Source organism: Arthrobacter bambusae, from assembly GCF_022606295.1.
Lineage (GTDB): Bacteria > Actinomycetota > Actinomycetes > Actinomycetales > Micrococcaceae > Arthrobacter > Arthrobacter bambusae_A.
Genome location: NZ_JAHHZS010000024.1, coordinates 19095 through 38685, shown reverse-complemented (window position 1 = coordinate 38685; position 19591 = coordinate 19095). Strand labels below are relative to the sequence as shown.

Here is a 19591-nt window from a genome sequence, read left to right as displayed (position 1 = left end):
AACTCATGTGCAGTGAATTGAGAAGGGTAAGTAATCAGCTAATGAAGTCGCAGGAGATCACCAAACGCTGGGTGGACTTTTTTGTCAGCAAGGGCCATACCGCCGTTCCCTCAGCGTCGCTCGTATCCAGCGACCCTTCCCTTCTCTTCACTGTGGCCGGCATGGTTCCGTTCATTCCTTACCTGACCGCCCGCGAGGAACCGCCCTTCAACCGCGCCACGAGCGTGCAGAAGTGCATCCGCACCGGCGACATCGAGGAAGTCGGCAAGACCGCACGCCACGGGACGTTCTTCCAGATGTGCGGAAACTTCTCCTTCGGGGACTACTTCAAGGAAGACGCCATCAAGTTTGCCTTCGAACTGCTCACGAAGAGCGTCGACGACGGCGGCTATGGTCTCGATGTTGAGCGCCTGTGGGTGACGGTCTACGAGGAAGACGACGAAGCCCAGGATTTGTGGCTCAAGAACACGGGAATCCCCGCCTCGCGCATCCAGCGGATGGGAAAGGCGGACAACTACTGGTCCACCGGGCAGCCTGGTCCTGCCGGTCCGTGCTCGGAAATCTACTACGACCGCGGCCCGGCCTATGGCGCCGAAGGCGGTCCCATCGCGGACGAAAACCGCTATGTCGAAATCTGGAACCTCGTGTTCATGCAGTACCAGATCGAAAACGTCCGCTCGAAGGTGGACTTCGACATCGTTGGCGAGCTGCCCAAGAAGAACATTGACACCGGCCTCGGCATGGAGCGCCTCGCGATGATCCTGCAGGGTGTTGAAAACATGTACGAAACGGACCAGGTCCGTCCCGTCATCGACAGGGCCGCGGCCCTGTCCGGCAAGGAGTACACCTCCGCCGAGTCTCCCGACGACCCTCATCACACGGACGACGTGCGAATGCGCGTTGTTGGCGATCACATCCGTTCGGCGCTCATGTTGATCTCCGACGGCGTGTCCCCGTCCAACGAGGGCCGCGGCTACGTCCTGCGCCGGCTGATCCGCCGTGCCGTCCGTGCCATGCGCCTCCTCGGCGTCGAAGAGGCTTGCCTCCCGCAGTTGCTGCCGGCTTCCCGCGACGCCATGAAGGGCGTCTACCCCGTGGTGGAGACCGACTTCGATCGCATCAGCCGCATTGCCTATGCCGAAGAAAAGGCCTTCCTGCGCACCATCGCCTCCGGCACTGCCCGCCTCGAGGAAGCCGTGGTGCTCTCCAAGGCTGCCGGAAAGCCCTTGTCCGGCGAGGATGCCTTCGCGCTGCACGACACCTACGGGTTCCCGATCGATCTCACCCTCGAAATGGCCGAGGAAGCCGGCTTGAAGGTTGACGAAGCCGAATTCCGCAGCCTCATGCTCGAACAGCGCCAGCGTGCGCAGGCAGATGCAAAGTCCAAGAAGGGCGGACACGCCGATGTCTCAGCCTTCCAGGAGCTCCTGGCCGAAGGCGAGACCGTCTTCACCGGTTACACCGAGCTGGAAGGCGAGGCCCGCGTCCGCGGGATCGTCAGCTCCGGCCGGCGTGTTGCCCACGCTTCGACGGGCGACGAAATCGAGCTCGTGCTGAACGAGACGCCGTTTTACGCGGAGGCCGGCGGCCAGTCGGCCGACAAGGGCCTCATCACCGGTGACGGTTTCGTCGTCGAGGTCCTCGACGTCCAGCGCCCCGTGAAGGGCCTGAGCGTCCACAAGGCGATCGTCCGCGAAGGCGAGATCGCCTCGGACGCCTTGGTGCGCGCCGCCGTCGACCGCGAACGCCGCCACGCCGCAGAGCAGGCACACACGGGTACGCACATCGTGCACGCCGCCTTGCACCAGATCCTCGGCCCGGAGGCCACCCAGCGCGGCTCCTTCAACAAGGCCGGTTACCTGCGCTTCGACTTCGCCTGGGGCGAGGGGCTGAGCGCCGCCACGCGGTCCGAGATCGAAGAGGTCTCGAACATCGCGATCCGCAACAACTTCCGGGTGGACACCAAGATCATGGGCCTCGCTGAAGCGAAGGCCCTCGGCGCCATGGCCCTCTTCGGCGAGAACTACGGCAGCGAAGTCCGTGTTGTGGAGATCGACGGCGCGTGGTCCCGTGAACTCTGCGGTGGCACCCACGTGGCCAACACCTCCCTCATCGGCAGCCTGTCGCTGCTCGGCGAACAGTCCGTCGGTTCGGGAAACCGCCGCGTGGAAGCCTTCGTTGGCCTGGACGCCTTCCGGCACCTCGCAGCCGAGCGCGCGCTCGTCACTGAGCTCACGGAGATGCTCAAGGTCCCATCGGGCCAGTTGGCCGACCGCATCTCCAGCACCTTGGCCAAGCTCAAGGCAACCGAGAAAGAACTCGACCGCCTCCGCAAAGAGCAGCTGACTGCAGCCGCCGGGAACCTCGTCGCCACGGCCCGGGATGCCGCAGGCGTCAGGGTAGTGGCACACGACGCCGGCCAGGTCGGGGGAGCGGACGACCTTCGCAGCCTCGCCATGGACCTGCGCAACCGGCTCGGCTCCGACGCCTCCACGGTTGCCGTGGCCGGTGTCAGCAACGACCGTCCCGTCATTATCGTGGCCACCAACGAGGCTGCGCGCGAAGCCGGCGTCAAGGCAGGTGCCCTGGTCCGCGTGGCCGCGGGAATCCTCGGCGGGGGCGGCGGTGGCAAGGACGATGTCGCCCAAGGCGGCGGAACCGACGCCGCTAAGATCGCACCGGCCCTTGCGGCCGTTGTGGACGCGATAACCAAGCGCTGATCTTGGAGGCCATTGCGCGCAACGACGACTACCCCCGGGGCATCAAACTGGGGGTGGACGTCGGCACCGTCCGTGTGGGAGTCGCCATCTGCGACCCGGACGGAATCCTGGCGACGCCGTTCAAGACGGTGAGCCGGGACGCCAAGAAGAATTCCGACATCGGGGTCATTGTCCGGCAGGTAGCGGAGCTCGGCGTCGTCCAGGTCTTCGTCGGGTTGCCGCGCACCATGAAGGGCGAGGAACACGCGTCCGCCGTCATGGCGAGCGACTACGCGGAGTTGCTCGCAGCCCACTTGCAGCGCCGTGGGCTCGACGTCCCGGTCAACATGGTGGACGAGCGGCTCAGCACCGTGACGGCCCACCGCAATCTCCATGAAGCTGGCATGAGCAGCAAAGATCATCGTAAAGTGGTGGATCAGGTTGCCGCTGCCGGAATTCTGCAGCACGCGATCGACATGCAAAAAGCCAGAGGTGCGGATGTGGGCAGGCGCGTGCAGGCGCCGATGCCACCCCAACACATTGACGGTGCCAGTGCGCCGCTTCCGGCCTCCGGCATTGATCCACACTCTCCAACGAGGGGAAGACAACTGTGAGCCCGGTCAACAACGACCCCTCCAACGACGCAGCAGAAGACCGTACCCGGCCTCTGACTCGTCGTGAAATCCGTGCCAGGGAACGCTTCCTGGAGACGCAGAACCAGGAGGTTCTGCCACCACCAGTGCCTGTCCACTTTGAGCCTGCCGAGGTTCCGAAGCCGCAGCCTGCATATGTCCCGGACTACGGGCCGGCGGCCCCTGAAGCGACCACCCATGCCGCTGGCCTCCACGACCACGGTGTTCCCAACCAAGGCGCTGCTTCCGAAAGCGCGGCTGCGCACGGCGAACCGGTTCAAGCGGACGAGGACGTTCAGCAGCACGATGCTTCGGATGCAGGCTTCCTGCAGCACGAAGACCCTGCGCAGCACGAAGACCCTGCGCAGCACGAAGACCCAGCGCAGCACGAAGACCCAGCGCAGCCGTTCGACGCTGCCCACTACGACATGGTGCACCCTGACGCCATGGAGCACGACGACGCTGCCGGCTACGATGTCGCGCACGCTGACGAGTTCCACGAGCTGCCTGCCCATGAAGAGGGTCTTGAGCACCACGATCCCGAGTTGGCTTACGAGGTCCACGATGCGTACCCTGCCCATGACCTCATGGCGGCTGCGACTCCTGTGCCGAAGGCCCGCTCGAAGAAGGTCCGCAGGCGCCGCCGCCTTGTTGCTCTCCTGCTCACGCTCACGGTCTTCGTCACGGCGGTCGCCGTTGGGGCGCAGTTCCTGAAGCCATTGCTCGGGATGGACAAGGTCAGCGACTACCCCGGCCCGGGTACCGGCTCGGTGACCATCACTGTAGCGCCGGGTTCCGGCCCCAAACTGGTCGCCACAAACCTTCAGAGCCAGCACGTCATTGCCGACGCCGATACGTTCGTGGCGGCCTTCACTGCTGCCGGGGGTGAACTCTCACCCGGTGATTTCACCTTCCGGACGGAAATGAAGAACTCCGATGCGGTGAACGTGCTCATCGGCAAGGACACTTCCAAGGTCATGTATTTCGCGCTTAGTGCGGGATTGCGGATCGGTGAATCACTTGACGCGATCTCCAAGGGCTCGGGCATCCCGTTGTCCGACCTGAAGGCGCTCAGCGACTCGCCGGGCCAGTTTGGCCTCCCCGCCCAGGCGAAGAACCTGGAGGGCTTCCTGGCACCGGGGGAGTACCGCTTCCCCCTTGGAACCTCTGCCAAGGACATCCTGCAGAAGCTCGTCACGTCGACAACCGATGAGCTCAAGGCCCAGGGTGTCACGGATCCGGTCAAGCAGTACCAGACCATCACAGTGGCCAGCATCGTGCAGGCTGAAGGCGGCCAAGCCGATTATGGCAACGTGGCAGGCGCCATCTACAACAGGCTCAAACCGGGCAACACCGAGACGAACGGCCTCATCCAGTCGGACGCCACGGTTACCTATGGCCTGGGTACCAAGACCTTCCACCTGACCGATGCCCAGAAGGCCGACAAGAGCAACCCGTACAACACCTACGCCAACGTAGGCCTTCCGGTGGGTCCCATTGGTTCACCCGGCAAGACGGCGATCGATGCCGCCGCCAAGCCGACAGCCAACAACTACCTTTACTGGGTGACCATCAACCTGGACACCAAGGAAACCAAGTTCTCCAGCACTTTGGCGGAACACCTCAAGTACGTTGACCAATACAACGCGTGGTGTGCAGCCAACGCGGGACGGTGCGTGTGAGTAGACGTGCCGCCGTCCTGGGGCACCCTATCGGTCACTCGAAGTCACCGGCGCTCCACCGCGCGGCCTACGCGAAGCTTGGGCTCGACATCGAATACTCGGCGATCGACGTCACCGTTGAGCGGCTCCCGGCCTTCATGGCGGGCCTCCAGGCAGGGGACGACTGGTGCGGTTTGTCGGTCACGATGCCCCTCAAGACCGCCATGGTGGACGAAGTCGACGAGGTCCGGGGGGCGGGGGCGCAATTGGGCGTCATCAACACGGTCGCGTTTGAAGCCACCGGCCAGGGCGTGCGGCGGATCGGTCACAACACGGATGTGGCCGGCATCGTAGACGCCGTCAGGAACGCAGGAGTCACAGAGCAGCCGGATTCCGCGATCCTTGGCGGAGGCGGGACATCCGCGGCGGCCATTGCGGCACTCCGGGAGCTCGGTTCGAAACACGTTGACGTCTTCGTGCGCGACGCCGGACGGGCTGCCGAGGCGAAAGCCGCGGCAGCCGCCGTCGGGCTTTCCATTCACCTCCGGCCGCTGGCTGAAGCTGCCGAAGGCATGGCCGGACTCGACCTGGTGATCTCCACGCTGCCGCCCCGGGCGGCAGACGGGATCGCAACGCAGCTCGAACAGCTTCCCGACGGCGGCAGGCTTCCCGGCGGCGGCAGGCTTCCCGGCGCCGGCAGGCTTCCCGGCGATGACAAGTTTCCCGGCGATGCCTGGGGTGTGCTTCTGGATGTCGCCTACGATCCGTGGCCCAGCCGCATCGCCGAAGCGTGGCATTCCCGGGGTGGGGTAGTGGTTCCGGGGCTGGAGATGTTGCTGTACCAAGCCGTGGAGCAAATCCGCTTGTTTTCCGGAGCCGACGTCACCGCCGATGTCATAGATGTGATGTGTGACTCAGTCGGGCTTCCCCGGCGGGTCTAGTAAGGGCCTTACATGGCAGGATTGGATATATGTTGCGTTGGTTGACTGCCGGTGAATCCCATGGCCCGGCACTGCTCGGAATTGTTGAAGGCGTCCCCGCCGGTGTGGAACTCACCAGCGAGGAAATACGCGACGCCTTGGCGCGTCGCCGGCTCGGCTATGGCCGCGGCGCCCGGATGAAGTTCGAGCAGGACGAAGTGAGCATCCTTGGCGGCGTCAGGCACGGCGTGACGCAGGGGGGCCCCGTCGCGATCCAGATCGGCAACACCGAATGGCCCAAATGGGAGCAGATCATGTCTGCCGACCCCGTGGACCCCGCGATCCTCGCGGACCAGGCCCGCAATGCGCCGTTGACACGGCCGCGTCCCGGCCATGCGGATTTCACGGGCATGCAGAAGTACGGATTCCCCGAGGCCCGGCCTGTCCTGGAACGCGCCAGTGCCCGGGAAACCGCCACCCGCGTTGCCCTGGGTACCGTGGCCTCGCAATTCCTGAAGCAGCTTGGCATCGAGCTGGTGAGCCACACCGTTTCCATCGCGAGCGTGACCGTGCCCGAGGGTCGCCCGCTCCCCGTGCCGTCCGACGTCCTGGCCCTCGATGCCGATCCTTTGCGTTGCTTCGATCGGGAGACCTCCGACGCGATGGTGGCCGAGGTTGACGCGGCACACAAGGAAGGCGAGACCCTCGGCGGTGTCGTCGAAGTCCTGGCCTACGGGCTTCCGCCGGGGCTCGGAAGCTACGTGCACTGGGACCGTCGCCTCGACTCGCGCCTTGCTGCTGCCCTGATGGGTATCCAGGCGATCAAGGGCGTCGAAGTCGGCGATGGCTTCCTGACAGCGGCCCGCCGCGGCTCCGCGGCCCACGATGAAATCGTCAAGGACGAGACCGGCCGGATCGTCCGCAAGACCAACCGTGCCGGTGGCATCGAGGGTGGCATGAGCATCGGCGAGGTCCTGCGTGTGCGCGCCGCCATGAAACCCATCGCCACCGTCCCGCGTGCGTTGAAGACCATCGACGTCAGCACGGGCGAGGCCGCCAAGGCCCACCACCAACGCTCCGACGTCTGTGCCGTTCCCGCGGCGGGTGTCGTTGCCGAGGCCATGGTCGCGCTTGTGCTGGCCGAGGCCGTCGCCGAGAAGTTCGGCGGTGATTCGGTCGCCGAGACCGCCCGGAACCTTCGGGGTTACCTGGACAGCATCCCGGCAACCCTGGACTCGGTTGGCCACTAGTGGCCCGCTGTAGTCCGGGCGCCGCTTACGGGCGCGCGATCGCTTTGGTGGGGCCAATGGCCGTCGGCAAGTCGGTCATCGGCCAGCAGCTCGCCCAACAATTGGGCGTGCCCTTCGTTGACACGGACTCCGTCATCGTCGAGCACCACGGTACGATCGCGGATATTTTCGCCGGCCGTGGAGAACATGCTTTCCGGGAAATCGAGGCCAGGACGGTGGCACGTGCCGTTGAAGCTGCGAACATCGACGGCGCGGTGGTTTCGCTGGGTGGAGGCGCAGTGCTCGATTCCGGCACGCAACAACTGCTGGGCGGCTGCACCGTGATCTACCTTGAGTGCGACGCGGAGACAGTCGCTGAGCGCATTGCCCGCAATACAGGCCGGCCACTCCTGGCCGGCGACGCCATGGCCCGATGGGATGCCCTCTTCGCCGCCCGGCGTCCTGTCTATGAACGCCTTGCAGACATCACCGTCGACGTCCGGTCCGGAACCGTTGCGGAAATCGCCCTCCACGTGGAGGAAAGACTGCGTGAATACGCGGCCTTGAAAGAGGAAGTGCAAAAGTGAGCAACGAAGCAACTGTCATCAAGGTCACTGGCCAGTCCGCCAACGAGAACTACGACGTCGTCGTCGGGCGCGGCCTCTTGGAGACCCTTCCCGCGAAGCTGGGAGAGCGCGTCAGGCGGGTTCTCGTGATCCACCCTCGTGCCTTGCGCCTCACGGGCGATACGGTCCGGGCCGAACTCGAGGCTGCCGGGTTCACCGCCCTCACCGCCGAGATCCCCGATGCCGAAGAAGGCAAGCACATCCAGGTTGCCGCGTTCTGCTGGCAAGTGCTGGGCCAGAACGACTTCACCCGCTCCGACGCGATCGTGGCGGTCGGCGGCGGCGCGGTCACCGACCTCGCCGGATTCGTCGCCGCCACCTGGCTGCGAGGCGTCAAGGTCATCCACATGCCCACGAGCCTTCTCGGCATGGTGGACGCGTCGGTTGGCGGCAAGACCGGCATCAACACGGCTGAAGGCAAGAACCTGGTGGGTTCCTTCCATCCGCCCGCAGCTGTCCTTGCGGACCTGGACACGCTCCAGACGTTGCCCAGGAACGAGTTGGTCTCCGGAATGGCAGAGGTCATCAAGTGCGGCTTCATTGCCGATCCCGCCATCCTGGAACTGGTCGAAAACAAGCCGGAGGAAGTCACCGATCCCGGCTCGGCGGTGCTCCGCGAGCTGATCGAACGCGCCATCGCGGTCAAGGCGAACGTGGTTTCCGAAGACCTCAAGGAATCCGGCCTGCGTGAAATCCTCAATTACGGGCACACGCTCGGCCACGCGATCGAACTCGTGGAACGCTACTCATGGCGCCACGGTGCAGCGGTTTCGGTCGGCATGATGTTCGCTGCCGAACTCGCCCGCAGCGTCGGCCGGCTTTCCGACGTCGACGCCGACAGGCACCGCACCATCCTGGAGGGACTCGGCTTGCCGGTCACCTACCGCCGGGACCGCTGGCAAGGCTTGCTCGACGGCATGCGCCGCGACAAGAAATCCCGCGGAGACCTCCTGCGCTTCGTCGTGCTCGACGGCGTGGCCAAACCCGGAATCCTCGACGTTCCGGACACTTCGTTGCTCTTCGCTGCCTACCAGGAAATCGCATCATGACCACCGAGACCTTCAGCACTATCAGTGACTGGCCCACGGGAGGATTTCCAGGAGTGCGGACCAATCCGGACACGCTCCTGCCGGCCATCGTCAACGAGGAAGTCATGCAGTCGGCACTGGCTGAGTCCAGCGACCCCGCTGACCGCGTCATGGCACTGATGCTCGAAGGCCACCCGGGAGAGGCCGCCGAATTGTTGGCGGAGGCGCGCTACAGCGATCCCGAGTCGTTCAAGTTGCGGATCTTCGAAGCCGAACTGCACCGCGCCACCAACCGCTTCGACCGGGCCGTGGAACTCTTCCGCCGGCTACTGGGCGAAGTCCACGGAACCGCCGAGGAACCGGTCGTCCATCAGTATCTGGGGCGCGCCTATTTTGTGGCCGGCAATCACGTCGCCGCGGCGGAGTCGTTCACCAAGGCCCTGGACCTGCGTGTCGCACTGGCGGCTGACGCTTCCTTGATCTACTCCTCGGCTGTGGCCCTTCAACGCGCCCGGAACGTCCTCGAGCTCGCCTCCTGACAAGGGCGCGGAAGGCGTGACGCATTTTGCCGGTAGAATGGACTTTGGATTTTTGATAAATACGCGCTGGCGGCCGTCAAGGCATGCCTGCTTGGCATAGTCGGGCTGGAAGCCAGAGGCGTAGCTAGAACCAGTGAGAGAAACCAGAGGATACTAGTGGCAACCACAAATGACATCAAGAACGGAACCGTGCTGAAGCTCGAGGGCCAGCTCTGGAACATCATTGAGTTCCAGCACGTCAAGCCGGGCAAGGGCGGCGCGTTCGTGCGCACGAAGATGCGCAACGTCATGTCGGGCAAGGTGGTCGACAAGACCTTCAACGCCGGCCTCAAGATCGAAACCGCCACGGTCGACCGCCGCGACTACCAGTACCTGTACCAGGACGGCGCGGACTTCGTGTTCATGGACACCCAGGACTTCGACCAGATCACGGTCTCCGGTGCCACGGTAGGCGACGCCACCAACTTCATGCTGGAAAACCAGATGGTCAACATCGCCATCCACGAGGGCACTCCGCTTTACATCGAACTGCCCCCGAGCGTCGTCCTCGAGATCACCTACACCGAGCCGGGCCTCCAGGGCGACCGCTCCTCGGCTGGAACCAAGCCGGCTACCCTCGAGACCGGCTACGAGATCCAGGTGCCCCTGTTTGTTGAGAACAACACCAAGGTCAAGGTCGACACCCGCGACGGCAGCTACCTTGGCCGGGTCAGCGACTAGTGAGCGCCCGTGGTAAGGCCCGTAACAGGGCCCTCGAAGTACTGTTCGAGGCGGAGCAGCGTTCCGCCTCCGCTTTCGAGGTCTTGAAGGCCCGCCGGGAAATGACCGACCTCGTCGTCAACCCGTACACGATGGACATCGTGGAAGGCGTGGTTGCCATGCAGCCCACCATCGACGAGTTCCTGCAGACCTACGCCCAGGGCTGGACCTTGGAGCGGATGCCCGCGGTCGACCGCATCATCCTGCGGATCGGCGCGTGGGAGCTCCTCTACAACGACGACGTCCCGGACGGCGTGGCCGTCAGCGAAGCCGTTGCCTTGGCCAAGGTCATGTCCACCGACGAATCTCCTGCGTTTATCAACGGCCTCCTCGGCCGGTTGCAGACGCTGAAGCCGTCACTGCTCGCTTAGGCGGCATTGGAAGATCAGCCCAACTGACTGGCACTTGAGGTCGTTATGAGCCTTCATAACGACATCTGCTGCCAGTCAGTTGGGCTGAACTCAAGAGACCCTGGGCAGCCGGGTATTGCCGCTGTGGTAATTTTGAAGAGCAAATGTTCCTTTTTTAATTCCGTCCAGTGAGGCGGGGAAAGGGGAGACGAGCGATGACTGAAGTCACTGCGCCGGTGCCGTCCCGGGTTGTTCTCAACCACGCGGACATCGACCGTGCGCTCACTCGTATCGCCCACGAGATCCTCGAAGCCAACAAGGGTTCCCAGGATCTGGTTCTTTTGGGCATCCCACGCCGCGGCTATCCGTTGGCCGTGAGGCTGGCTGGCAAAATCGCCGCCGCCGATCCATCCGTGAACGCTTCCGCGATTGTCGGTCAGCTGGACGTCACCATGTTCCGTGACGATCTATCCCACCAGCCCGCGAGGCCCCCGTACCCCACCAAGGTGCCGTTGTCCGGAATCGACAACAAGGTTGTTGTCCTCATCGATGACGTCCTGTACTCGGGCCGCACCATCCGGGCAGCCCTCGACGCGATCATCGACCTCGGCAGGCCGCGCATCGTCCGCCTGGCCGTCCTCGTGGACCGCGGGCACCGCGAACTGCCGATCCGCGCCGACCATGTCGGCAAGAACCTGCCGACGTCCTCCTCGGAAAAGGTCCGGGTCCACCTCGAAGAATTCGATTCCGTGGACGGCCTGCCCATCAATGAAGTAGTGATCGAGGCAGGCGCATGAAGCACCTGCTCTCCACCGAGAACCTGGGCGCTGCGGACGCCATCCGGATCCTTGACACCGCCGAAGAGATGGCGGCCGTAGGGGACCGGGAAGTCAAGAAACTGCCCGCCCTGCGCGGCCGCACCGTGGTCAACCTCTTCTTCGAAGACTCCACCCGCACCCGCATATCCTTCGAGGCCGCGGCCAAGCGGCTCTCCGCCGACGTCATCAACTTCGCTGCCAAGGGTTCCTCGGTGTCGAAAGGCGAGTCCCTCAAGGACACCGCGCAGACCCTCGCGGCCATGGGTGCCGATGCTGTGGTCATCCGCCACTGGGCTTCCGGGGCTCCGCACCGCTTGGCTTCCACCGACTGGATCGACGCAGCCGTCATCAACGCCGGCGACGGCACCCACGAACACCCCACGCAGGCCCTCTTGGACGCGTTCACGATGCGCCGCCACTGGTCCAGGTTGCACAGTTCGTCATCCACGGGCGCGGACCTCACGGGCATGCGCGTCGCCATCGCGGGCGACGTCCTGCACTCCCGCGTCGCCCGCTCCAATGTGTGGCTCCTGCGCACCCTCGGCGCGGAAGTGACGCTCGTGGCACCGCCCACGTTGCTGCCGATCGGCGTCGAACACTGGCCTTGCAAGGTCAGTTACAACCTCGATGAGACCCTCGAGGCCGGAGTGGACGCCATGATGATGCTGCGCGTCCAGGGAGAGCGCATGAACGCGTCCTTCTTCCCCTCCACCCGCGAGTATTCGCGACGCTGGGGCTTCGACGATGCCCGCCTGCGTGCCCTCGACGATCTCGGGCTCAAGGACACCATCATCATGCACCCCGGCCCCATGAACCGGGGGCTGGAGATTTCTTCTGCCGCCGCCGATTCGCCGCGCTCCACCGTCCTTGCCCAGGTCCGGAACGGCGTGTCGGTCCGGATGGCCGCACTGTACCTGCTGCTCTCGGGGGATTCCCGTGAAGCCGCCCCCATGCCGGGCACCGCCCGTTCCGATAAGGAGAGCAACTGATGACCGAAACCGCAACAGGGACCTACGTGATCCGCGGTGCGGCCATCCTGGGTGGCGACGCCGAGGACCTGCTGATCCGCGACGGCGTCATCGCCGGGCGCGGCATCGGCCTTTCCGCCGAAGGAGCCACCGTGATCGATGCCGCCGGCCTCGTGGCGCTTCCCGGCATGGTCGACATCCACACCCACTTGCGTGAGCCTGGGCGCGAAGACGCGGAAACCGTCGAAACAGGTACCCGCGCCGCGGCCCTTGGCGGCTACACCGCGGTCCACGCCATGGCCAACAGCAACCCGGTGGCTGACACCGCCGGCGTCGTCGAGCAGGTCCACAGCCTGGGCCGCGCCTCCGGTTGGGTGGATGTGCGTCCGGTCGGCGCGGTCACAGTAGGGCTCGCCGGTGAGCAGCTCGCCGAGCTCGGCGCCATGGCGGACTCCCGCGCCCAGGTCCGCGTCTTCTCCGACGACGGCATTTGCGTCCACGATCCCGTGCTGATGCGCCGCGCCCTGGAGTACGTCAAAGCGTTCGACGGCGTCGTGGCCCAGCACGCCCAGGAACCCCGCCTCACCGCGGGAGCCCAGATGAACGAGGGCACCGTCTCCGCCGTCCTCGGGCTGGCCGGTTGGCCCGCGGTCGCCGAGGAGAGCATCATCGCCCGGGACGTCCTCTTGGCCCAGCACGTGGGCTCCCGCCTCCACGTCTGCCACGTGTCCACCGCCGGCTCAGTGGAGATCGTCCGTTGGGCCAAGGAACGGGGGATCAACGTCACGGCGGAGGTCACGCCCCACCACTTGTTGCTGACTGACGAATTGGTTCGCAGCTACGACCCCGTCTACAAAGTCAACCCGCCCCTGCGCACCGACGCGGATGTCCAGGCGCTCCGTGCCGGGCTCGCGGACGGCACCATCGACGTCGTCGGCACGGACCACGCCCCGCACCCAAGCGAGCACAAGGAGTGCGAGTGGGCCCAGGCGGCAATGGGCATGACGGGACTGGAGACTGCCTTGTCGGTCGTCCAGGAAACCATGATCGAAACCGGGCTCATGACCTGGGCCGACTTCGCCCGCGTCACGTCCACGGTGCCCGCGGCCATCGGACGCGTGGCAGATCAGGGGCGTCCGCTCGAAGCCGGTGAGCCCGCGAACGTCATCCTCGTGGACCCGGCTGCCCGGTGGACAGTGGATCCGCATAAGATGGCCACCATGGGCCGGAACTCACCGTTTGCGGGCAGGGAGCTGCCGGGCGCCGTCGTCGCCACGTTCTTCAAGGGCCACCCGACCGTACTGGACGGCAAGCTCAACACGCCGTACCGCCATGCAGCGGAGCCGGCCGGCGCCGGCAGCAACAACTGATGGACAACAAACTTGCTTCCCTGCTCCTCGTCGTGGTTCTTGCCGCGGCTGCGGCCGGACTCATCGCGATAGGTTGGCGCGGCAGGCTCAAGCGGCAGGCCGGCCTCGGGCAGCTTCCGGACGTGCCGGAGAGGCTCAGCCCGGCCGGCATCGTGGCTGAAGGCCAGTATGTGGCAACGACGACGGCGGGAGACTGGCTCGACCGGGTCGCCGTCCACGGACTTGGCTTCCGCGGCAACGCGGAAGTGAGCGTCCACCCGGAAGGCGTCCTCTTCGACCGGAAGGGGACAGCACCATTGTTCGTTCCGGCGGAGGCCGTGACCGATTGCGGCAGCGCCGACGGCATGGCCGGCAAGTTCGTGGAGAAGGATGGACTCGTGGTCTTGAGCTGGATGCTCGGAGAACACGAACTCGATACCGGATTCAGGACCAGGCGCGCCGCCGACAAGCAACCGCTCCTCGAAGCACTTCAAGAATTGATCTCTGCAGCCCCCCAGGCAGATGCCGATAGTGGAAAGTAACAAAGTGACGGACACCAACGCAGTGACAGGCAATACCAATCCAGCAGAGTCCTCCGCGGCCGTGCTGGTCCTCGAAGACGGCCGCACGTTCCGCGGCCGGAGCTACGGCGCCACCGGTGTGGCCCTGGGCGAGGCGGTCTTCGCCACCGGCATGACCGGATACCAGGAAACCATCACGGATCCCTCCTACGCCCGGCAGCTCGTGGTCCAGACGGCTCCGCACATCGGTAACACCGGCGTGAACAAGGAAGACGCCGAGTCCCGCCGCATCTGGGTGGCCGGCTACGTTGTCCGCGACGCCGCGCGCCGCCCCTCGAACTGGCGTTCGGAGCGCAGCCTCGACGCGGAACTCGTCGAACAGGGCATTGTCGGCATCCAGGCCGTGGACACCCGCGCCATCACCCGGCACTTGCGCGAGCACAAGACCATGCGCGCCGGGATCTTCTCCGGCGAGGCGGCCAAGGCCACCGACAAGGAGCTCCTGGACACCGTCCTGGCCAGCGCGCCCATGGAAGGTGCCCGCCTGGCCGAAGAAGTGAGCATCGACGAGGCATACGTCGTCGAGCCCGCGGACCATGGCTGGGACGGCGAGCCGAAGTTCAGCATCGCCGCGATCGACCTTGGCATCAAGGCGATGACCCCGGTCCGCTTCGCCGAACGCGGCGTACGCGTGCACGTCCTGCCGGCCACCGCAACGCTGGAAGACGTCAAGGCAGTCAACCCTGACGGCTTCTTCATGTCCAACGGCCCCGGCGACCCCGCCACCGCGGACGCCCAGGTGAAGCTGCTCCGCGCCGTGCTGGATGAGAAGATGCCGTACTTCGGAATCTGCTTCGGCAACCAGATCCTGGGCCGGGCCCTTGGATTCGGCACGTACAAGCTCAAGTACGGCCACCGCGGGATCAACCAGCCGGTGATGGACCGCCGCACCGGCAAGGTCGAAATCACGTCCCAGAACCACGGCTTCGCCGTCGACGCTCCCATGGACGGCGCCACCATGGCTCCCGAGGAGCGCTTCGGACGCGTCGAGGTCAGCCACGTGAGCCTCAACGACGACGTCGTCGAAGGACTCGCCTGCCTCGACATCCCGGCCTTCTCGGTCCAATACCACCCCGAAGCCGCAGCCGGGCCGCACGACGCCGCCTACCTCTTCGACCGCTTCATCGATCTGATGGAGAGCACGAAGAACGGCCAGGCCGCCGCGCAGGCCGCCGACACTCAGACATCGAACTCCGCGAAGAACGAGGACACCAAGTAATGCCAAAGCGTACAGATCTCAAGAGCGTCCTCGTTATCGGTTCCGGCCCGATCGTCATCGGCCAGGCGGCCGAATTCGACTACTCCGGCACCCAGGCACTGCGGGTGCTCAAAGAGGAGGGCCTGCGCGTCATCCTCGTGAACTCCAACCCGGCCACCATCATGACGGACCCCGAGTTCGCGGATGCCACGTACGTCGAGCCCATCACTCCCGAGGTGGTCGAAAAGATCATCGCCAAGGAGCGCCCGGACGCCGTCCTGCCTACGCTGGGTGGTCAGACGGCCCTCAACACGGCCATCGCCCTGGACAAGAACGGCGTGCTCGAGAAGTACAACGTCGAACTCATCGGTGCCAACATTGCCGCGATCGAACTCGGCGAGGACCGTGAAAAGTTCAAGGGCGTCGTGGAACGCTGCGGCGCCGAATCGGCCCGCAGCCACATCATCCACACCATGGACGAAGCACTGACTGCGGCGGAAGACCTCGGCTACCCGATGGTTGTCCGACCGTCGTTCACCATGGGCGGCCTGGGCTCGGGCCTGGCGTACAACGAGGACGACCTGCGCCGCATCGTGGGCCAGGGCCTGCAGTACAGCCCCACGTCCGAGGTCCTGCTGGAAGAGAGCATCCTCGGCTGGAAAGAGTACGAGCTGGAAATGATGCGCGACAAGAACGACAACGTCGTTGTTGTCTGCTCCATCGAGAACTTCGATCCGGTGGGTGTCCACACCGGCGACTCGATCACGGTTGCCCCGGCCCTGACCCTGACTGACCGCGAGTACCAGCGGCTGCGCGACATCTCCATCGCCGTCATCCGCGAAGTCGGCGTCGACACCGGTGGCTGCAACATCCAGTTCGCCATCGAACCGGACACGGGGCGCGTCGTCGTCATCGAAATGAACCCGCGTGTTTCGCGTTCCTCGGCGCTGGCCTCCAAGGCCACCGGCTTCGCGATCGCCAAGATCGCCACCAAGCTCTCCCTGGGCTACACGCTGGACGAGATCCCCAACGACATCACGCAGCAAACCCCTGCTTCGTTCGAGCCGACGCTCGACTACGTCGTCGTGAAGGTTCCCCGCTTCGCGTTCGAGAAGTTCCCTGCCGCGGACAACACGCTGACCACCACCATGAAGTCCGTCGGCGAAGCCATGGCGATGGGCCGCAACTTCACCGAGGCTCTGCAGAAGGCCCTCCGCTCGCTTGAGCAGAAGGGTTCGCAGCTGGACTTCAGCCACGTGCCCGAGTGGGAAGTTCCGGAGCTCATCGAGAAGTCCAAGCGCCCGACGACGGACCGCCTCCACCAGGTCCAACGCGCCCTGCTCGGCGGTGCTTCGGTCGAGGACCTCTACGCCGCCACCAAGATCGATCCGTGGTTCCTGGACCAGCTGCAGCTGCTCAACGAAATGTCCCACGATATCCGCAAGGCCGGCGCCCTGACGGAGGACATGCTCCGCAACGCCAAGCGCCACGGTTTCTCGGACGAGCAGATCGGCGCCTTGACGCACAACCCGGAGGCCGTTGTCCGCGGCGTCCGGCAGGCCCTGGGCATCCGCCCGGTCTACAAGACGGTGGACACCTGTGCCGCCGAATTCGCCGCGTACACCCCGTACCACTACTCCTCGTATGACGAGGAGGACGAGGTCGGCCTGCACTCCAAGCCGTCCGTCATCATCCTGGGCTCGGGCCCCAACCGCATCGGCCAGGGCATCGAGTTCGACTACTCGTGCGTCCACGCCTCCATGGCGTTGCGCAAGGCCGGCTACGAGACCGTCATGGTCAACTGCAACCCGGAAACCGTCTCCACGGACTACGACGTCTCCACCCGCCTGTACTTCGAACCGTTGACTCTCGAGGACGTCCTCGAAGTCATCGCGGCCGAGGAGCGCACGGGCGGCGTCATGGGCGTGTTCGTGCAGCTCGGCGGCCAGACCCCGCTCAAGCTCGCACAGCAGCTGGCAGACGCCGGCGTGCCGATCCTTGGCACCTCCCCGGAAGCGATCGACCTCGCCGAACACCGCGGCATGTTCTCCCGCGTGCTCGACCAGGCGGGCCTGATCGCCCCGAAGAACGGCACCGCCGTGTCCTTCGAGGACGCCAAGAAGATCGCCGACGAGATCGGCTACCCGGTCCTCGTCCGCCCGTCCTACGTGCTGGGCGGCCGCGGCATGGAGATCGTCTACGACGAAGCCAACCTCTCGCGCTACATCGCCAACGCCACGGAAATCACCCCGGACCACCCAGTGCTGATCGACCGCTTCCTCGAGGACGCCGTCGAAATCGACGTCGACGCGCTCTTCGACGGCACGGACATGTACCTCGGCGGCATCATGGAGCACATCGAGGAAGCCGGCATCCACTCCGGTGACTCCGCGTGCGTCCTGCCTCCGATCACCCTCGGCAGCAACGTGATCGAGCGCGTCCGCACGGCCACGAGGGCCATCGCTGAAGGCGTAGGCGTCCGTGGGCTCATCAACATCCAGTTCGCGCTGGCCTCCGACGTGCTCTACGTGCTCGAGGCCAACCCGCGCGCTTCCCGCACGGTTCCGTTCGTCTCCAAGGCAACGGGCGTGCAGATGGCCAAGGCTGCGGCCCTGATCGGCACCGGCGTCACCATCAACCAGCTGCGCAGCGCCTACAAGATGCTGCCGGAAACGGGCGACGGTTCAACCCTGCCGCTCGACGCTCCCGTCGCGGTGAAGGAAGCCGTGCTGCCGTTCAGCCGTTTCCGCACGCCGGAAGGCAAGGTAGTGGACTCGCTGCTCGGCCCGGAAATGCGTTCCACCGGTGAGGTCATGGGCATCGACAAGCACTTCGACACCGCATTCGCGAAGAGCCAGGCCGCTGCCAACAACGCGCTGCCCACCGAAGGAAAGATCTTTGTCTCTGTCGCCAACCGCGACAAGCGTTCGGTGATCATGGGCGTCAAGCGCCTGTCCGATCTCGGCTTCGAGATTGTCTCCACGGGCGGCACCGCGGATGTCCTGCGCCGCAACGGCATCCAGGCCACCCCGGTCCGCAAGGTCGCCGAAGGCAGCAGCGCCGAAGGCGAGGGGACCATCGCGGACCTCATCATCGCCGGCGAGATCGACATGGTCTTCAACACGCCTTCCGGGGGCGAAGCCCGCAGCGACGGCTACGAACTCCGTGCAGCCGCTACGTCCATCGGCATCCCCTGCATCACCACGGTTGCGGAGTTCAACGCCGCGGTGCAGGCCATCGAGGCGCTGCGCACTTACGAGTGGTCGGTGACGAGCCTGCAGGAGCACGCCGCTGCGCTGTCAGCTTCCCAGGCCGCGGCAGCCGAGGCCGTCAATGCCTGAGTCCGCCGCAGCCGCGCAGCAGGCTGTTCTTAGCTCGGGACCACAGCCGTTCGGTTCCCGCCTGGCGGCCGCGATGGCCGCCCGTGGCCCCTTGTGCGTCGGCATTGACCCGCACCCGGGGCTCTTGGCGGACTGGGGATTGAACGACGACGTCGCAGGCCTGGAACGCTTTTCGCTCACGGTCGTGGAGGCCGTGGCGACGCTCGCTGCCGCGGTCAAGCCGCAGGTGGCGCTCTATGAGCGCCACGGCTCCGCCGGCATGGCGGTTTTGGAACGGACCCTTGCGGTCGCAGCCGACGCCGGAGTGCTGAGCATCGCCGACGCCAAACGCGGAGACATCGGTTCCACGATGGCTGCCTACGCCGACGCCTGGCTACGGGATGGTTCCGCCTTGGCGGCAGACTCGGTCACGCTGAGCCCGTACCTCGGCTTCGAGTCGCTGCGACCGGCACTCGACCTCGCAGCCGAGTCCGGCCGCGGTGTCTTCGTGCTCGCCCTGACGTCCAACCCCGAGGGCAAGTCCGTGCAGCACGTAGGCGGCTCGGAATCGGTCGCGCGGCGGATCGCCGAGGCCGCGGCCGAGGAAAACCGTCGCTATTCCGGTGCCATGGGGTCCGTCGGTCTGGTGGTCGGTGCCACGATCGGCGGCGCCCTCACGGAACTCGGGCTGGACCTCGACGCCGTCCACGGGCCCATCCTGGCACCCGGACTGGGCGCGCAGGGGGCAACTCCGGCGGATCTGCGTGCCACTTTCGGCGCGGCATACCCGGCGGTCCTGGCGACGTCGAGCCGTGGAATCCTCGCCGCCGGTCCTGCGATTGCCGGACTGCGCTCCGCCACTGAGGCCACGCGCGACGGACTGCTGGAAGGCTGAGCCCGATCTTGGTTGGTCC

17 protein-coding genes are annotated in these 19591 nt (G+C 65.5%); all 17 read left to right on the top strand.

Going from position 1 to position 19591, the window contains the following annotated elements; genetic code table 11:
• The first annotated feature begins 41 nt into the window (after positions 1-41).
• The 17 genes from alaS to pyrF all read left to right on the top strand — a co-directional run bounded on the left by alaS (position 42) and on the right by pyrF (position 19572).
• Positions 42-2720: an alanine--tRNA ligase gene (gene alaS / locus KNN17_RS16040; protein ID WP_078108986.1), complete on the top strand. Its 2679-nt coding sequence runs from the start codon at positions 42-44 to the stop codon at positions 2718-2720.
• A 2-nt stretch (positions 2721-2722) separates the two neighbouring features.
• Positions 2723-3313 (top strand): Holliday junction resolvase RuvX, encoded by a 591-nt coding sequence (gene ruvX / locus KNN17_RS16035; RefSeq protein WP_139359771.1) that lies wholly within the window; start codon positions 2723-2725, stop codon positions 3311-3313.
• Positions 3310-5013 carry an endolytic transglycosylase MltG gene (gene mltG / locus KNN17_RS16030; protein WP_241709974.1) on the top strand — a complete coding sequence of 568 codons (1704 nt, stop codon included), beginning with the start codon at positions 3310-3312 and terminating at the stop codon, positions 5011-5013. The genes ruvX and mltG overlap by 4 nt, the downstream gene beginning before the upstream one ends.
• Entirely contained in the window at positions 5010-5933 is a 924-nt protein-coding gene (locus tag KNN17_RS16025; protein WP_241709973.1) for a shikimate dehydrogenase, read from the top strand. The genes mltG and KNN17_RS16025 overlap by 4 nt, the downstream gene beginning before the upstream one ends.
• A gap of 29 nt (positions 5934-5962) precedes the next feature.
• Positions 5963-7162 carry a chorismate synthase gene (aroC, locus tag KNN17_RS16020; RefSeq protein WP_241709972.1) on the top strand — a complete coding sequence of 400 codons (1200 nt, stop codon included), beginning with the start codon at positions 5963-5965 and terminating at the stop codon, positions 7160-7162.
• A complete protein-coding gene (locus tag KNN17_RS16015) occupies positions 7162-7728 on the top strand; it encodes a shikimate kinase (RefSeq protein WP_290439685.1) in 567 nt (188 codons plus the stop codon). The genes aroC and KNN17_RS16015 overlap by 1 nt, the downstream gene beginning before the upstream one ends.
• On the top strand, positions 7725-8816 hold the full coding sequence (gene aroB / locus KNN17_RS16010) for a 3-dehydroquinate synthase (RefSeq protein WP_241709971.1): 1092 nt from the start codon (positions 7725-7727) through the stop codon (positions 8814-8816). Before KNN17_RS16015 ends, aroB begins: the two co-directional genes overlap by 4 nt.
• Positions 8813-9334 (top strand): tetratricopeptide repeat protein, encoded by a 522-nt coding sequence (locus KNN17_RS16005; protein WP_078108993.1) that lies wholly within the window; start codon positions 8813-8815, stop codon positions 9332-9334. Before aroB ends, KNN17_RS16005 begins: the two co-directional genes overlap by 4 nt.
• Positions 9335-9490: 156 nt before the next feature.
• The gene (efp, locus tag KNN17_RS16000; RefSeq protein WP_078108994.1) at positions 9491-10054 is read left to right on the top strand and encodes an elongation factor P; all 564 of its coding nucleotides are present in this window, start codon (positions 9491-9493) and stop codon (positions 10052-10054) included.
• Positions 10054-10464, top strand: coding sequence for a transcription antitermination factor NusB (nusB, locus tag KNN17_RS15995; protein ID WP_078108995.1), 411 nt, complete (start codon positions 10054-10056; stop codon positions 10462-10464). Before efp ends, nusB begins: the two co-directional genes overlap by 1 nt.
• A gap of 194 nt (positions 10465-10658) precedes the next feature.
• Positions 10659-11240, top strand: a complete 582-nt coding sequence (gene pyrR, locus KNN17_RS15990; protein WP_241709970.1) for a bifunctional pyr operon transcriptional regulator/uracil phosphoribosyltransferase PyrR — start codon at positions 10659-10661, stop codon at positions 11238-11240.
• Positions 11237-12250, top strand: a complete 1014-nt coding sequence (locus KNN17_RS15985; RefSeq protein WP_241709969.1) for an aspartate carbamoyltransferase catalytic subunit — start codon at positions 11237-11239, stop codon at positions 12248-12250. Before pyrR ends, KNN17_RS15985 begins: the two co-directional genes overlap by 4 nt.
• Positions 12250-13599 carry a dihydroorotase gene (locus KNN17_RS15980; RefSeq protein ID WP_241709968.1) on the top strand — a complete coding sequence of 450 codons (1350 nt, stop codon included), beginning with the start codon at positions 12250-12252 and terminating at the stop codon, positions 13597-13599. The genes KNN17_RS15985 and KNN17_RS15980 overlap by 1 nt, the downstream gene beginning before the upstream one ends.
• Positions 13599-14120, top strand: coding sequence for a PH-like domain-containing protein (locus KNN17_RS15975; protein WP_241709967.1), 522 nt, complete (start codon positions 13599-13601; stop codon positions 14118-14120). Before KNN17_RS15980 ends, KNN17_RS15975 begins: the two co-directional genes overlap by 1 nt.
• Entirely contained in the window at positions 14101-15378 is a 1278-nt protein-coding gene (gene carA, locus KNN17_RS15970; RefSeq protein ID WP_241709966.1) for a glutamine-hydrolyzing carbamoyl-phosphate synthase small subunit, read from the top strand. Before KNN17_RS15975 ends, carA begins: the two co-directional genes overlap by 20 nt.
• Positions 15378-18698 (top strand): carbamoyl-phosphate synthase large subunit, encoded by a 3321-nt coding sequence (gene carB / locus KNN17_RS15965; protein ID WP_241709965.1) that lies wholly within the window; start codon positions 15378-15380, stop codon positions 18696-18698. Before carA ends, carB begins: the two co-directional genes overlap by 1 nt.
• Positions 18691-19572 carry an orotidine-5'-phosphate decarboxylase gene (gene pyrF, locus KNN17_RS15960; protein ID WP_078109001.1) on the top strand — a complete coding sequence of 294 codons (882 nt, stop codon included), beginning with the start codon at positions 18691-18693 and terminating at the stop codon, positions 19570-19572. The genes carB and pyrF overlap by 8 nt, the downstream gene beginning before the upstream one ends.
• Positions 19573-19591: the final 19 nt, after the last annotated feature.

Excerpts from the sequence above, each read along its gene's own strand:
- carA (WP_241709966.1), top strand. The coding sequence starts at position 14,101 with ATGCCGATAGTGGAAAGTAACAAAGTGACGGACACCAACGCAGTGACA.
- pyrF (WP_078109001.1), top strand. The coding sequence starts at position 18,691 with ATGCCTGAGTCCGCCGCAGCCGCGCAGCAGGCTGTTCTTAGCTCGGGA.
- alaS (WP_078108986.1), top strand. The coding sequence starts at position 42 with ATGAAGTCGCAGGAGATCACCAAACGCTGGGTGGACTTTTTTGTCAGC.
- KNN17_RS15975 (WP_241709967.1), top strand. The coding sequence starts at position 13,599 with ATGGACAACAAACTTGCTTCCCTGCTCCTCGTCGTGGTTCTTGCCGCG.
- pyrR (WP_241709970.1), top strand. The coding sequence starts at position 10,659 with ATGACTGAAGTCACTGCGCCGGTGCCGTCCCGGGTTGTTCTCAACCAC.
- KNN17_RS15985 (WP_241709969.1), top strand. The coding sequence starts at position 11,237 with ATGAAGCACCTGCTCTCCACCGAGAACCTGGGCGCTGCGGACGCCATC.
- aroC (WP_241709972.1), top strand. The coding sequence starts at position 5,963 with ATGTTGCGTTGGTTGACTGCCGGTGAATCCCATGGCCCGGCACTGCTC.
- carB (WP_241709965.1), top strand. The coding sequence starts at position 15,378 with ATGCCAAAGCGTACAGATCTCAAGAGCGTCCTCGTTATCGGTTCCGGC.
- KNN17_RS15980 (WP_241709968.1), top strand. The coding sequence starts at position 12,250 with ATGACCGAAACCGCAACAGGGACCTACGTGATCCGCGGTGCGGCCATC.
- KNN17_RS16005 (WP_078108993.1), top strand. The coding sequence starts at position 8,813 with ATGACCACCGAGACCTTCAGCACTATCAGTGACTGGCCCACGGGAGGA.